We start from the raw sequence: 15,605 nt of genomic DNA on the forward strand, positions 1-15,605 counted from the left end.
AGCATGTAAATGCTCCTTTTTTTTATTTACATTATTTACCAAATTTGAACAAAAATTAATCTTCTTAAACGGCAATTGCTGATCTATATTGGATGAGATAACAATCAAAACGTAACTCCAATAAATAGAGGTCCTTATGGCAGGATGGTTCGAAGTAAGTCAGGCAAGTGATGGGCAATACCGTTTTACACTTAAGGCAGGAAATGGTGAGCCAGTTTTAAATAGTGAATTATATAAAACCAAAGCAGCGGCAATGAATGGCATTGCATCTGTTCAGAAAAACAGTCCGGATGATGGCCGTTATGAGCGTTTAACGTCGAAAAATGACAAGCCTTATTTTAATTTAAAAGCAGCGAATCATCAGGTGATCGGGAGTAGCCAGCTGTATGCAAGTGAGCAGTCACGTGACAAGGGCATTGAATCTGTCAAAAATAATGGCCCCTCTGAGACGGTAAAAGATTTAACCGTATAATTGAGCCATAAAAAAGCCGTTTAAATTAAACGGCTTTTTTACATCTGTTAGTCAGATTAACGGACCAGTTTTGCCATTAATTCTTCTTTGTTCAGATTGCTTGCTTCGGCATCGCGACGGCCTTTGTATTCGAAAGTGCCTGCATCCAGACCTTTTTCACCAATCACGATACGATGTGGAATCCCCATCAATTCAAGATCAGAGAATTTCACCCCTGGACGTTCATTACGGTCATCCAGTAGTACGTCGTAACCTTGTGCCTGTAATTCCGCATACAGTGCTTCAGCTGCTTCGAGGGTACGCGGTGACTTGTGTGCATTCATTGGTACAATTGCCACTTCAAACGGTGCAATTGCTTGTGGCCAGATAATGCCTTTATCATCGAAGTTTTGTTCAATCGCCGCAGCTACTACACGTGTTACACCAATGCCATAACAACCCATGGTCACGGTTAATGGCTTGCCATCTTCACCCAATACTTTACAGTTTAAGGCTTCTGAATATTTGGTGCCGAGCTGGAAGATATGACCGACTTCAATACCACGTTTGATCTGAAGTGTACCTTTACCATCTGGAGATGGATCGCCTTCAACCACATTACGTAAGTCAAATACTTCTGTGAATTTGGCATCACGATCCCAGTTGACACCGGTCGCATGTTTGTCCACTTCATTGGCACCGGCAACAAAATCAGCCAATACCGATGCGGCACGATCGACAATCACGGTTAAGCCTTTTTCAACCAGACCTTGTGGGCCACAGAAACCAGCAGTCAAACCATGTTCTTGTAACTGTGCTTCAGTTGCAAAAGTTAAAGGTGCAGCAATTAACGGATGTTTTTCAGCTTTAATATCATTTAGCTCATGGTCACCGCGCAAGAACAGGGCAACCACTGGTGTATTGCCTTTTTCATCGGTTGGGCCTTGTACCAGTAGCGCTTTGACTGACTGCTTGGCATCTGCATTCAGGAACTGACAAACATCTGCAATGGTTTTCTGATTTGGTGTGTCGACAAGCGTATAAGCTTGAGTCGCGGCAGCACGTTCGCCCACCAGAACCGCTTCAGCCATTTCAACATTGGCTGCATAATCAGAGTCAGTCGAGAACGCGATATCGTCTTCGCCGCTGGCTGCCAGTACATGGAACTCATGTGAAGCTGAACCACCAATTGAACCAGTATCTGCCTGTACTGGACGGAAATCCAGACCTAAGCGGGTAAAGATACGGCTGTAGGTGTCATACATCACATCATAGGTTTCTTGCAATGACGCCTGATCGGTATGGAATGAATAGGCATCTTTCATGATGAATTCACGCGAGCGCATCACCCCGAAACGTGGACGAATTTCGTCACGGAATTTGGTTTGGATCTGATAGAAATTCAGCGGTAATTGCTTATAACTTTTCAGTTCATTACGAGCTAAATCGGTAATCACTTCTTCATGGGTTGGGCCCAGTACGAACGGATTATCGTGACGATCTTTAAAGCGTAATAATTCTGGACCGTACTGTTCAAAACGGCCTGATTCTTCCCACAATGCAGCAGGTTGTGTCACCGGCATAAAGACTTCTAATGCACCTGAACGGTTCATTTCTTCGCGCACAATGGCATCGACTTTCTTTAAAACGCGCGTTCCCATGGGCAACCAAGAGTATAAGCCAGAAGCGAGTTTACGAATCATCCCCGCACGTAACATGAGCTGGTGTGAAATGACCTCAGCATCATTTGGGGTTTCTCTTAACGTTGCAAATAAAAAGCGGCTTGCGCGCATGGAAACTGTCCTAAAGTTAAGTGTTATTTAAAAGATGCTACAACAAGGAGCAAAAATAATCGGCTCACTTTGAGCTGCTGGCATTATGACATGAATCATTCAATTTAGCGCAGTATAAAGCACTGCAATGTATGTAAATGTTGAAAATCTAGGGTTATTTAGCAGAGCAAAGGGAGAGGTTAAAGCAGTCATATGGGGCTTTTAAAGACTGATTTTTATTGTAATGTGTTTAAACGGGTGATGATATCGGCATATTCTGCCTCGGTTTTGTGGTAGGCATTGCGCAGGCTTTCTACGGTTTTTTTGACGTTCTCAATATTTTTGGAATTATTGTCCAGATTACTTTTTAACTGGGCTGGCAGCATTTCACCTTTACGATGGTAATCCATTTCCTGACGCTTGAAAGCGATTTTATCTTTTTGCAGTTGCTGTAATTGTTCTTGTTGATAATTGAGCTGTTTTTTTAGGTTTGCCAAAATCTGGTCACGTTTTGCCGTCGCAATTTGCGGGTTGCCATAGGCACGTTTTAATCTTAGATCCTGTTCACGACGACGGGCAACCGATTCACGTTGAGCCGACTGTTGTGCATCCGCAGCAGCATTATAAGGATGGTTGCGCTTCATCACCTGCATATTGCGGTCCAGCGCTTCATACCCATAACGGATATGTTCAGGGGTGACCGAAGTGCTGACATTGGCTACGCCGTTCTTGTCGTAATAACGATACCAGGTGGCCTTGGAAGACTCTATTCCGGCAAAACAGGCGCTGGACACAAAGCATATAAAAAATGAGCAGATGTAAGTACGAGCAATCGTGCTAAAGTGACGAATGCGGAAACCGCACTTTAACGAACCAGTCATTACATTCCCCGAAAAAAAGTTAATTAAATCACTTATTTTTAAATAATAATCAGTTGTATATTAGTGCTAATTTAGACAATTAAAAATACTTATTCGGCAAAAAAATTAGGAATTTAATTAAAAGTGTGACCTGTTTAGGATTGTGTAGCGAAACTGATAGGTTGGTTCAAAAAACTTCATTGATAATGCAAGTAAAGATATGTTAAAAATATCAACTGATCTGTATAAAACAAATTAAACCAACCATAATTTGTATTGAGTATTGGGGCAGGACAATAAATGGAAGATAAATTTCAGAATTTAAAGGTGATGGTGATTGACGATTCCAAAACGATTCGTCGTACAGCTGAAACGTTATTGCAACGTGAAGGCTGTGAAGTCATTACGGCGGTTGATGGCTTTGAAGCATTGTCAAAAATTGCAGAAGCTAATCCGGATATCGTTTTTGTTGACATCATGATGCCTCGTTTAGACGGTTACCAAACCTGCGCATTAATCAAAAATTCACTAAATTACCAGAATATTCCAGTCATTATGTTATCAAGCAAAGACGGTTTGTTTGATCAGGCGAAAGGCCGTGTCGTGGGTTCGGATGAATATTTAACCAAGCCATTCAGTAAAGATGAGTTGTTAAACGCGATTCGCAACCACGTTAGCGCATAAAATTAAAGATTGAGGAAAAAATGGCTCGCATACTTATTGTAGATGATTCACCTACTGAAACTTTTCGCTTTAGAGAAATTTTAACCAAGCATGGTTATGACGTTATTGAAGCAACCAATGGCGCAGATGGGGTGACCTTGGCACAAGCAGAATTACCTGACCTGGTGCTGATGGATGTGGTGATGCCGGGCATGAATGGTTTTCAGGCCACACGCCAGATCAGTAAAGGCAAGGACACACAGCATATTCCGGTTGTGATTGTCAGTACCAAAGATCAGGCCACGGACCGTGTCTGGGGGAAACGTCAGGGTGCATGCGACTATTTGACCAAACCTGTCGATGAACAACAGCTGATTGATGTGATTAAACAACTATTAAGTTAATTTCGCTCAATCTGAGCCTTCTCATTATTCAATACGGGATAGGGTATGGCAGCAAATGGATTTATCGAATTGCTTCGCTTATCCAAGCGAGGCAATAAGCAATACACTTCAACTCAAAACGAAACTCACCGCTGGTCGGGCATCGCATTTGAGATGTTGGGGCAATATTTTGTTGCGCCATTGGGGGAAATTTCCGAGGTGATTTATCCTCCGAAATATACACCAGTACCAAATACCCAGGCGTGGGTACGTGGTTTGGCCAATATTCGTGGAAGACTGCTTTCAGTTTCTGATTTGACACATTTTATTTCAGGACAAAGAAGCCAGTTTTCTCCGACGCAAAAAGTGATTTGTATTAGCCATCAAGATCATTATGTGGGGTTGGTCGTTGATCAGGTTTTGGGGATTCAGCACTTTAATAAAAAGAGTTTTTTCTCTCAAAATAATGATCTGGACCATAAGTTAAAAGACTATTGTCAAGGTCATTTCCACCAGCATAATCAACAATGGCATGTGTTCTTATTGAGTCGGTTATTAAAAAATCCTCAATACATGAATGCATCAATAAAATTTATAAACTAATTTAATGCGCTACGGAACATAAAGGCGTATTTCGGGGAGAAGCTGATATGGGCTTTAAACTTAAAAAAAAGAATGGTAGTGATAGTGCGGGGCTGAAAAAGGGAGGCGCGTTCCTGGATAATATACGAACGCAACTCGATCAGTTTTCCCGTTTATTCGGTGAAAGTGAGAAATCTAAACCGATTATCTATCGTGCTTTAATTGCTTTGGCCCTTGCAGTCATCCTCTTAATCTACTTGTTCGTTAGTGTGCCGCGTTCAAACCAGTTAACCCGAAGTCTGGGTGAGTTGCGTCTGTTGTCGCAAACCATTTCGCGTCAGGCCACCGAAGCGACTGCTTCTGGTAAACCTGAAGAGATGAAAAAGCTGGTTGAGTCAGAAAAGCAATTTACCGAAAACCTGGAAACGGTTGAAAGTGTTTATGGTAAAGGTTCTGATGAATACAAGAAAGTGAGCGAACTTTGGAGCGGCATTTCCAAGAACATTGACTTGATTGCTTCACAACAGAAAGTCATTAACCAGCTTTATGATACCAACATTGCGATTAGCGATACCATCCCCGAGATTCAGGCTGAATATAACCTGATGGTGGACCAGATGGTGCGTGAGAACATGCCGAGTAGTCAGGTAATTATCACCAAGAACCAGGTCTTTATTGCGGAACGTATTTTACGTTCGATCAACTCGGTGCTGGTCGGTACAGATAACTCTAGTGTTTCTGCAAATGACTTCGGTGCCGATATTGATACCTTCGGTGTGTATTTAAATGCCCAATTAAACGGTAGCTCTGAACTGGGTGTAGACCGTATCAGCTCGGCTGCCTTACGTGAATCTGTGGACAGCATTAAGTCTGACTATGATGCCGTGTTGAAATCAGCAGCGGCAACGGTATTGCAAAACGCCAACCAGATCGTGCGTGTTCGTCAGGCCTCTTCACAAATCTTTTCGCAGTCTGATGCACTGTTAAATTCACTCAATGATTTGTCCAATAAAGCGGAAGGCGGCTGGGGTAATGTCATTGCCGGTATCGTACTGATTGGTGCTTTAGGTCTGTTGGTCTTCTCTGCACTGCAATTACTGGCTTTACGTAGTAATACCGATAAAGAGCGTGTCACCCGTTTACAAGACGAATATGACCGTAACCAGAATGCGATTTTACGTTTACTCGATGAAATCGCGGACTTGGCAGATGGTGACTTACGTTCTTATGCAACAGTATCGGAAGATTTTACTGGTGCCATTGCCGACTCGATTAACTTTGCGATCGATCAGTTACGAGACCTGGTATCGCGAATCACCGATACCTCGCAAGAAGTGGCACGCTATACCCAAGATACCCAGAACATTACCAACCAGTTAGCTGAAGCTTCTGAACATCAGGCGCAAGAAATTGCGGGTGCATCCGCAGCCATGAACGAAATGGCACTGTCGATTGACCAGGTATCTGCCAACGCATCTGAATCTGCTGATGTAGCACAACGCTCAGTACAGATTGCGACCAATGGTGCGCAAGTGGTAAACCGTTCGATTGAAGGGATGGATCACATTCGTGAACAGATTCAGGAAACCTCGAAACGTATTAAACGTCTGGGTGAATCTTCTCAAGAGATTGGTAACATCGTCTCGTTGATTAACGATATTGCCGACCAAACCAACATCTTGGCATTAAACGCAGCGATCCAAGCATCGATGGCCGGTGAAGCAGGTCGTGGTTTCGCAGTCGTCGCCGATGAAGTACAGCGTCTTGCAGAACGTTCTGCATCAGCAACCAAACAGATTGAAAGTCTGGTGAAAACCATTCAAACCGATACCAATGAAGCCGTAATCTCAATGGAACAAACCACTTCCGAGGTGGTACGTGGTGCGAATCTGGCAAAAGATGCGGGGATTGCACTGGATGAGATTCAAACGGTATCGGGTGACTTGGCGAAACTGATTGCAAGCATTTCGGATGCGGCAAAACTTCAGTCTGCTTCTGCCAGTCATATTGCAACCACGATGAATGTCGTACAGGAAATTACCTCACAAACGACTACCGCTACGTTTGATACCGCACGCTCGGTTTCTGAGTTGGCAAACATGGCTGAATCGTTACGTGAATCAGTAACTGACTTTAAGTTACCTGAGTAAACCGAATTGGAAAGGCAGATGGGGGTGTCTGTCTTTCCATTTTAGATGTGTTGGATATCTCAACAAGGTGATGGCGCAGTGGAACTACATCTTGTCTGATAGATAGACGTAATTTTTACCCACATTTAGTGGATAAAAACGAAAGAAGCAGCTATGAAACAAATATTAAAAACGTTAGTTGAAACGATGACGCTTCCTGAAGACAGTTATCTTGAACAAGATGCAGAGATTCTTGAAATTTTTATTGAAGAATTGGATGAGATCTTTGTTGAGTTAGAACCATTACTTGTTCAATGGACAGAACAACCACATCAACAGAATGTGCTGAGCGATATTCGCCGTCATTTCCATACCTTAAAAGGCTCTGGAAGAATGGTCGGGGCGAAGTCGTCGGGTGAGCTGGCATGGACCGTTGAAGATACTTTAAATCGTGTGATTGCGGGCACGATTACCTTGAATGCTGATATTCAGCGATATGTACAGACGGTTTTTAATCTTTATCGTTTTAAACTGGCGCATGACTTTAAGGCGGTTCAGGCCCATCAGGTTGATTTTAAACCCTTGGTTTTACTTGGACAACAATTACAACAGCAGCAAAGTCCTGAACCTGCGCTGGCAGAGCTGTTAAATCTTGCCATTGATCTTAATCATGAACAGGTGTTGACTGGCCTTGAGCCAGGAGATGATGCTGCCGTTGAAACTGCTGCACAGGAACAAGAGCTACAGCAAGTTGAGTCTATCTCTGAGCTTGAAGGGATTGCGCCATTTGAAGATGAGGCCTTGGCCAAAGAAACCCTGGCCATTTTCCAGGAAGAGGCCGAAGAGCATCTGGCGACCATCAACCAGTTCTTACAAAATGATCGTCCAAGCAATGATCAATACAATACCCTGATTCGTGCATTGCACACCTTGCGTGGCAGTTCTGCCATGGCGCATGTCGATCATGTTTTTGAAGCCAGTTCAAAAGTTGAGAATCTGTTTAAAACCTTATTGCAGGAAGAACTGGACTCAAGTTCAGATGAGACGGCTTTGCTGACGCATTATGCACAGTTTGTCGGGGATTATTTACATACCTTGAAGCATGCAGGTAGCCCACAAAAGCTCAATGAAATTTATGAGACTTTTAATGTCGCTTGGGATGGTTATGATTTCCAGCTCGAAGAAAAGCATGGCGATGCAGTACGTCCTCAAGGTCTGGTATCTCAGTTAATTGAATTGGAAATTAATGACTTACTGGATGTCGAGTTTGATTTCGAGAAACGTGCACGGCATGAGTTCCCGCAATATGTCCAGTTATTGAGTCAGCAGGCAGAAATCCTGTTACAGCATACGCATCATCATGCAACGATTGGCATGTATCAGTACACCAGCTTGTTGCGTTCAAGCTATCAAGATCTTATTTTTAAACCAAGTTTACTCAATCTTGATTATGCTTTTGAACTTTACCATCAGGTGCATCAACAGTTTATCCAGTTGTTTGATACCTTGGCAGCTGGTCAGCGTGTCACTTTAACCAAAGCCCATGAGCGTGTCTTAAATGAACTGAGTTCATTTACCCAGCAAAATGTTGAGTCTGTGCCGCAAGAATCTGTGGATGTTGAGGCCCATACAGTTGAAGAAGCTTTGGTAATTGAACCACACGCAACGTCAAGCGCTGTGACTGACTTAGCTGCCCAGTTCGCACTGGATAAGCAACAGTTAAATGCAGATGAAGCCAACCGTGATTTTGATCCGGACTTGCTGGATATCTTCCTTGAAGAAGCAGATGAACTGCTTGCCGGGATTGATACTGATCTAAATACATGGGCGGTGAATCATAACAATGTGGATACCTTAAAGAATCTGATGCGTTATTTGCATACCTTGAAAGGGGGAGCAAATATGATTCAGGCTCCTCATATCGGTTTGATTGCGCATGAGCTGGAAAGCATTTATGAGAAGCTGATTAATCAGCAAATTCAAGCAACGCCGGCACTGATTGCCGTGATTCGTGCGGTACAGGATGATATTGCGGATCGTATCCAGATTATTCGTGATCAGCAGGTCGATTATCCTGCAACGCATGCCTTGGCCGTGTTACACAATCTTGGGAAAACTACGGTTACAGCGACGCAAGCAGACCTTACTTATGCGCCACAGCAGCCAGTACTTGAGACGATTGAAACAGAGAGTAATGAGCGCGCTGTTGAGACTGATATTTCGGAAACAGCAACCCCAGCCAATGCGACTGTCGATGTCACTGTATTTGCCGCACAACTGGCACTGGATCAGCAACAATTACAATCAGCAGCGTCCAATCGTGACTTCGATCCAGACTTGCTGGATATTTTCCTTGAAGAAGCCGATGAACTGCTTGCCGGAATTGATGCGGACTTAACTACTTGGACTGCCGATCATCACAATTTAAATGCGCTAAAAAATCTGATGCGTTATTTGCATACCCTGAAAGGTGGGGCAAATATGATTCAGGCGCCTCATATTGGCCTGATTGCGCATGAGCTGGAAAGTCTCTATGAAAAGCTGATCAATCAGCAGATTCAGGCAACACCACAACTGGTTGCGATTATTCGCTTAGTTCAGGATGATATTGCAGACCGGATTCAGACCATTCGCGATCAGCAAACCGATTATCCATCAACGCATGTGGTGCAGTTACTGCAACAGGCAGACCAAACGGTTGCATCTGCTACGTTCGAGCCTGTGCTTGAGCCGGTAGAGACCCTTGAAACAATTGAAGTGGATGTTGTTGAGGCCCAGTCAGAAGTACCTGAATTAGTTGAAGCTGAGCTTGATACGCAAACGCCGACCTTGCAGCCTGAAAGCAGTGGTGTTGCTTCGGATGAGATACGCGATACAACTTCAGCAACTCAAAGCGTTGAGACGGTGGCAGCGTCATTGGATGATGATGTTCGTTCGCTGGTGGAGCAGACTTTCCTGGAGGAAGCAGAAGAGTTACTGGAACAGGCTCAAAGCTTATTGAAGCAATGGTTTGAACAACGCAGTAATCGTAGTCTGCTGCTGCAGTTACAGCGTAATGCCCACAGTTTAAAAGGTGGCGCGCGCATGGCTGAGATGGATGCCATTGCCGTGATTGCCTACCATCTGGAAAATGCTTTTGAGCAGTTTGGTGTGCATCATTTCAATTCAAATGTATATGACAACTTACTCAATACCGCATTGGCATGGTTGCATGAGGCCATCTTTAAACGCCAATATGCCAATTTTGATGGGTTGAAACAAAGTCTGGAGAAGATGGAGTTTGTCGACGTTTCTGCACAGCTTCCTCAGAAACTTTCGGCGAGAGATATCTTCACACCTGAATATAGCATGGAGTTTGTTCAGGGCGATGGCACAGAACCGCCGTCAATGCTGGGTGAGTGGGAAACGACAGAGCGCATTGAGCAGAATAATGAGATGATTCGTGTCTCTGCAGATGTCATCGAGAAGATGATTGACCTGTCAGGGGAAAATGCGATTAACCGTTCACGTATCGAGATGGATCTGGGGCAACTCGGCGGTACGCTGACAGAAATGGAACTGGCGATCAAGCGTTTAGCCGATCAGTTACGTCGAATGGAAGGTGAGCTGGAAAGCCAGATTATTGCACGACATGGCGGGGAAGATGCGCGTTATGCCGACTTCGACCCATTGGAGATGGACCAGTATTCATCGCTGAACCAGTTGTCAAAATCACTGGCCGAGTCAGCTTCGGACTTGGTGGATTTCAAAACCACATTGTCTGAAAAGATTCGTGATACAGAAGGTTTGTTGCTGCAACAATCCCGTATTCAGGCTGAAATTCAAGAAAGCCTCATGCGTACCCGTCTGGTGCCCTTCTCACGCTTATTGCCGCGTTTACAACGTATCGTGCGCCAAACGGCTTCGGCATTGAACCGTCCAACTGAATTAGTGGTGAACAATACTGAAGGGGAATTGGACCGTAGTATTCTTGAACGTCTGGTGGCACCTTTTGAGCACATGTTGCGTAACGCGATTGACCATGGGATTGAAGATCGTGAACAGCGTTTACAGGCCAAGAAACCTGAAACCGGGCATATTGTCCTGAACATTGGCCGTCAAGGTACTGATGTTGTGGTGACTTTCAGTGATGATGGTAAGGGCATTGATGTCAACCGCATCAAGGAAAAAGCACTACAAACCGGTTTAATGACGCCAGATCAGAAGCTAGAACAGGAAGAGATTTTACAATTTATCTTCCATCCGGGTTTCAGTACTGCGGCTCAGGTCACGCAGATTTCTGGGCGTGGTGTCGGGCTGGATGTGGTACAAAGCGATATTAAAGCCCTAGGCGGCCATGTCAGTGTGGCGTCCACCTATGGCACAGGCACGACCTTTACCATCCGTGTTCCAACCACGGTTGCGGTCAGTGATGCCTTGATGGTTAAAGCAGGCGATCAACAGTTTGCATTCCCGCTGGCCCAGATCGACCGTATTGTGCGTATTTCACCTATGGCACTGGAACAATACTTTGACAGTCAGGACGACTATTTCACCATTGACCAGGAACGTTACCGTTTACGCTATCTTTCTGAGTTTGTGGCAGGCCAGCCAATACCGCGTTTGAGTGGCGTGGTGCATTCTTTACCGGTGTTGCTGATCAAAGGTGCCCAAGGCCAGACCACGGCATTACTGGTGGATCAGTTGATTGGTTCACGTGGTCAGATTGTGGTGAAACCGGTCGGACAGCAGTTCTCCAGTATTGGCGTGATTGCGGGTGCAACCATTCTGGGTGATGGTCAGGTCTGTTTGATTCTGGATGGTCAGAATATTGCACGACAAGCGCAGTCAACGGCACGTAGCAAGCAGGCTGATGAAAGCTATACTAAACAGCGTTATGATGAACGTCGCCTGATCATGATTGTCGATGACTCGGTCACCGTACGTAAGGTCACTTCGCGTCTGTTAGAGCGTCAGGGCTATGATGTGGTCACGGCCAAAGACGGTGTGGATGCGATGGAGCAGCTCGAAACAGTGAAACCTGATCTGATGCTACTGGATATTGAAATGCCGCGTATGGATGGTTTCGAGGTCACCAATCTGGTTCGACATCATGAATTGCACCGGGACTTGCCAATTATCATGATCACTTCACGTACCGGAGAGAAACATCGTGAACGCGCATTGTCACTCGGTGTAAGTCAATATATGGGTAAACCGTTCCAGGAAGAGGCTTTGCTGGAAAATATTGAAACTTTACTGGCTGTGCGCTAAGAGGTAGAAAAGAATGGTAAATAAAGGCGCAAACTCGGCATTGGGGCAGATTGACCAGCAAGAGTTACAACATTTAATTACGGTTTCAACCGGATTTATTGATGCCTACATTATTGAATGTCATCAAAAGGTTCCGATGCTGTTACCGCAAAATATCGTGTTGTCGGCAATGGATACCCAGACCAATGTTGAACATATTGAATGGCATGATTTAAAGCTGCCTGTGTACGCTGTAAATGATCCTGCACAGAAACAAGGCGTGGCGCTGGTGATCGAAGGTGAAGATGTATCGCAGCGTTTTGCCCTAGTCTGTAATGAAATGCCTGAGTCGATCCGTTTACGTATTTCGGAGATTGTCGATGAAGAACGGGACATCGATGATAAGACGGTCTTTCAATATGTGAAGATGGGGGAGAACAGGTTTTATGTCCCTCATCTGCAAAACATCCAAACCCAACTGGGGTTGTAATCAAAAAAGGAACTCATTGGAGTTCCTTTTTTATGTGTTCTCGCAATGTTTAAGCAAGTAGCTCTACTAAAATTTGCTCATAGATTTCAGCTAACGGTTCTAATTCTGCGACATTGACGTGTTCATTGATCTGATGGATGGTGGCATTCAATACACCCAGCTCAAGCACCTGTGCACCAGTTGGCGCGATAAAGCGGCCATCAGAGGTTCCACCGCTGGTTGAAAGTACGGTATCAACGCCAGTCACATTCTTAATCGCGGTTTTTGCTGCATTCACCAGCTCGCCTACCGGAGTCAGGAAGGGTAAACCAGACAAAGTCCACTGAATATCATAGTTGAGCTGATGTTTATCTAAAGTCTCAAGCACGCGTTGTTTCAGGATATCGGCGGTAACTTCAGTTGAATAACGGAAGTTAAAAGTCACTTTAAGCGTACCAGGAATCACATTGGTCGCACCTGTGCCTGCCTGAATATTGGAAATCTGGAAAGAAGTCGCAGGGAAATATTCATTGCCATTGTCCCAAACCGTTTCACACAGCTCATTAAGCGCTTTAGATGCAGTATGGATCGGGTTTTCAGCCAGATGCGGATAGGCCACATGGCCTTGTTTACCATGAACGGTTAAAACCGCATTCAACGAACCACGACGACCATTTTTAACAATATCACCCAACTGATGCGTGCTGGATGGTTCACCGACCAGACACCAGGTCATTTTTTCATTGCGCGCTTCCAGTGTTTCAACCACTTTAACGGTACCGTTAATCGATGGGCCTTCTTCATCCGAAGTGATTAAGAATGCAATTGAACCTTTATGGTTGGGATGTTTGGCAACAAAACGTTCCGATGCAACCACCATGGCCGCCAATGCAGTTTTCATATCGGCGGAGCCACGACCATAGAGTTTTCCATCACGAATACTCGGTAAAAACGGATCTGAATTCCATGCATCTAAATGACCGGTCGGCACCACGTCGGTATGGCCTGCAAAGCAGAATACCGGACTTTCAGTACCACGACGCGCCCATAAATTATCAACATCTTCGAAACGCATGTTTTCGATATTAAAGCCAATCTTTGCTAAGCGTTCGGCTATAATCTTCTGGCAATCATGGTCAACAGGAGTTACTGAAGGCTGGCGTAGGAGTTGTAAACTAAGTTCAAGCGTATCGGAATGGTTCATGCGGGATGTAGCTAAATCTGGTGAAATATGAACCGATATAATAGGGGAATCTGATGGAGAAAGGTATTAAAAATAAACCTTATCTAGTTCTAGATAAGGTTCGGTACAGCTTGCTCTAAAAAAATTACATTTTATCTTGAGTTTTTTCGGCGGTTTGAGAGACTTTATCACCCGCTTTAGATACATCCTGCCCAAAACCTTTAAATGTATTACAGCCAGTGAGAACAAAAGCAGTCATGATCGAAGCAACTAAGATTTTTTTCATCATCTTCTCCGTTTAAATGTAATTATGATGTACTTAAGAGGCTAAAAAAATTACTGCAAAATGAACATAAGGGTTTGATGGTAAATGTGTTATAAAATGTTATCTTAGCTATTAACAAGTGAATGAAGTAAAACTACATAAAAGTGAAGCCTGACGGTACATATAAAAACTTGGTGTGGCTGTAGGCTGATAATACAGACCATTGGTCCACCAGAGAGCGGGTTGTGAAGAAGCCTCCTGATCAGGACAGAGCCATTCATGTCTTTGCAAGCGATAATAAGGCGTACTTGGTATCTGAGTTCCCCATTGACCTAAACGCCGTGAAGTATTAATCCAGGATGGAAGACTTGATTTATCCTGTTGCGTAGGCAGGTACAGCTGACCTTTCATGACTGCAAACTTACGTTGAATGCGATGGTTGTTGGCTTCAGTAAACTGGAATTGACGTTCGGTAAAATGTTTGAGTTTGCGCTGTAAGGTATCTTGTCTGTTTAATCCAAACCATTGAGCCAGCGCCAGCTTTCCTTCGCCTAAATAATATTTTAAAGCCACTTCCCAATGTTCAACTTGTTGCGTTTCCTGATTGAGCAAAACAAAGTCCAGTTCACCTAAAGTCACCGCACCTGCAATTTTTTGAATGCTGTGTCCGAGCAACTGATAAGGATGGTAATCATCGTCCAGTAGCCAGAACCAGAGCAGGTTCTCAAATCGCAGGCCCAGTCGTGTGCTTTTGAGTTGAGCCAGAAAATCAATCAGTGGCTGAGGCTGCACATCCAGTTGCTTTAAACGTGATTCATAATTTTGATAATGGGTTTGCCAGATCGGGTCCGGATGTAATTCAAAATGATTTTTCAGGCTGAGATCGTCTGGAATATCTGCCAGAATATTCGGGCTGGCAATACAGAAGGCCAAATGCCGTACGATCGGATTGTTAAACTGTAACCACGGCTCAAAAAAACAAGGGGTGGTAAGCATTTTAGACATCAAGCCACTCAATCATGGAAATAATAGGTTAAGTTTAAGAAACCACAATAAAAACACTTTATACTAGCACGGTTGTAAACAGGTGTTGGTTAATTGCTCAATGAAAACTTTATTCTGGCGTAGTCTGGTCGTGATTTTTATTACGTTGGGAATCATTGGGGCAATTTTACCAGGCATGCCCACCACGGTTTTCCTGATTCTGGCTGCATGGGCGGCTTCCAAAGGCTGGCCGGAAATGGATGCCTGGTTATTAAATCACCCTAAATATGGACCGACTTTACGCAACTGGCGTGAACATGGCACAGTCCCGCGCAAGGCGAAATGGATTGCCAGTATCATGATGCTGCTTAGCGGTATTTTGATGCTGTTCACCAATGCACCGTTTTGGGTGAAAGTCTTTACCGATGTCACCATGTTTATCGTGGCTGTGTGGTTATGGTTACGCCCCGAGCCTGAGCGAGGATAAGCAAACTTAAAGCATTGCTTTAAGGATTTGCCCGAAGCGCAAGACGAGCGGCTATGCCGCGAGTGGCGAGTTGAGCAAAGTCAAGTAAGCTTTGCCCTGAGGAGTGATTAAAGCTTCGTAAGAAGATGAAAACCATATTCGAGTA

General features: G+C 44.3%; 13 protein-coding genes. 8 read left to right on the forward strand and 5 right to left on the reverse strand.

All coding sequences use genetic code 11. From position 1 onward, the window contains the following. The first annotated feature begins 136 nt into the window (after window positions 1-136). Complete coding sequence (locus JO943_RS12060) at window positions 137-472, forward strand: YegP family protein (protein ID WP_009515078.1); 336 nt, start codon at window positions 137-139, stop codon at window positions 470-472. Window positions 473-528: 56 nt separating this feature from the next. On the opposite strand, the gene JO943_RS12065 is transcribed toward JO943_RS12060, so the two are convergent. After that, window positions 529-2,244, reverse strand: a complete 1,716-nt coding sequence (locus JO943_RS12065) for a proline--tRNA ligase (RefSeq protein WP_202740899.1) — start codon at window positions 2,242-2,244, stop codon at window positions 529-531. Window positions 2,245-2,459: 215 nt separating this feature from the next. Further along, window positions 2,460-3,104 (reverse strand): hypothetical protein, encoded by a 645-nt coding sequence (locus JO943_RS12070; RefSeq protein WP_202740900.1) that lies wholly within the window; start codon window positions 3,102-3,104, stop codon window positions 2,460-2,462. A 279-nt stretch (window positions 3,105-3,383) separates the two neighbouring features. Between JO943_RS12070 and pilG the strand changes: the two genes are divergently transcribed. The 6 genes from pilG (at window position 3,384) to JO943_RS12100 (ending at window position 12,562) form a co-directional block, all read left to right on the forward strand. Further along, window positions 3,384-3,767, forward strand: a complete 384-nt coding sequence (gene pilG, locus JO943_RS12075; protein ID WP_004652356.1) for a twitching motility response regulator PilG — start codon at window positions 3,384-3,386, stop codon at window positions 3,765-3,767. Between the two features lie 20 nt (window positions 3,768-3,787). Further along, on the forward strand, window positions 3,788-4,150 hold the full coding sequence (locus tag JO943_RS12080) for a response regulator (RefSeq protein WP_004775365.1): 363 nt from the start codon (window positions 3,788-3,790) through the stop codon (window positions 4,148-4,150). 45 nt (window positions 4,151-4,195) lie between these two features. Further along, window positions 4,196-4,732, forward strand: coding sequence for a chemotaxis protein CheW (locus JO943_RS12085; RefSeq protein WP_005226965.1), 537 nt, complete (start codon window positions 4,196-4,198; stop codon window positions 4,730-4,732). 47 nt (window positions 4,733-4,779) lie between these two features. After that, window positions 4,780-6,861 (forward strand): methyl-accepting chemotaxis protein, encoded by a 2,082-nt coding sequence (locus tag JO943_RS12090; protein WP_005226966.1) that lies wholly within the window; start codon window positions 4,780-4,782, stop codon window positions 6,859-6,861. Between the two features lie 153 nt (window positions 6,862-7,014). After that, window positions 7,015-12,093: an Hpt domain-containing protein gene (locus JO943_RS12095; protein ID WP_202740901.1), complete on the forward strand. Its 5,079-nt coding sequence runs from the start codon at window positions 7,015-7,017 to the stop codon at window positions 12,091-12,093. Window positions 12,094-12,106: 13 nt separating this feature from the next. Next, window positions 12,107-12,562: a hypothetical protein gene (locus JO943_RS12100; RefSeq protein WP_005226968.1), complete on the forward strand. Its 456-nt coding sequence runs from the start codon at window positions 12,107-12,109 to the stop codon at window positions 12,560-12,562. Between the two features lie 49 nt (window positions 12,563-12,611). On the opposite strand, the gene dapE is transcribed toward JO943_RS12100, so the two are convergent. The 3 genes from dapE to JO943_RS12115 form a co-directional block, all read right to left on the reverse strand. Beyond that, window positions 12,612-13,745, reverse strand: a complete 1,134-nt coding sequence (gene dapE, locus JO943_RS12105) for a succinyl-diaminopimelate desuccinylase (protein ID WP_202740902.1) — start codon at window positions 13,743-13,745, stop codon at window positions 12,612-12,614. Window positions 13,746-13,869: 124 nt separating this feature from the next. Continuing rightward, entirely contained in the window at window positions 13,870-14,013 is a 144-nt protein-coding gene (locus JO943_RS12110) for an entericidin A/B family lipoprotein (RefSeq protein WP_165569309.1), read from the reverse strand. Window positions 14,014-14,121: 108 nt separating this feature from the next. Beyond that, window positions 14,122-14,994, reverse strand: coding sequence for a DUF1853 family protein (locus tag JO943_RS12115; RefSeq protein ID WP_202740903.1), 873 nt, complete (start codon window positions 14,992-14,994; stop codon window positions 14,122-14,124). 100 nt (window positions 14,995-15,094) lie between these two features. On the opposite strand from JO943_RS12115, the gene JO943_RS12120 reads away from it, so the two are divergent. After that, the gene (locus JO943_RS12120; protein ID WP_005288785.1) at window positions 15,095-15,460 is read left to right on the forward strand and encodes a YbaN family protein; all 366 of its coding nucleotides are present in this window, start codon (window positions 15,095-15,097) and stop codon (window positions 15,458-15,460) included. Window positions 15,461-15,605 lie beyond the last annotated feature (145 nt).

The sequence above is a fragment of the Acinetobacter sp. 'aerobic (ED)' genome, from assembly GCF_904886855.1.
GTDB lineage: Bacteria > Pseudomonadota > Gammaproteobacteria > Pseudomonadales > Moraxellaceae > Acinetobacter > Acinetobacter courvalinii.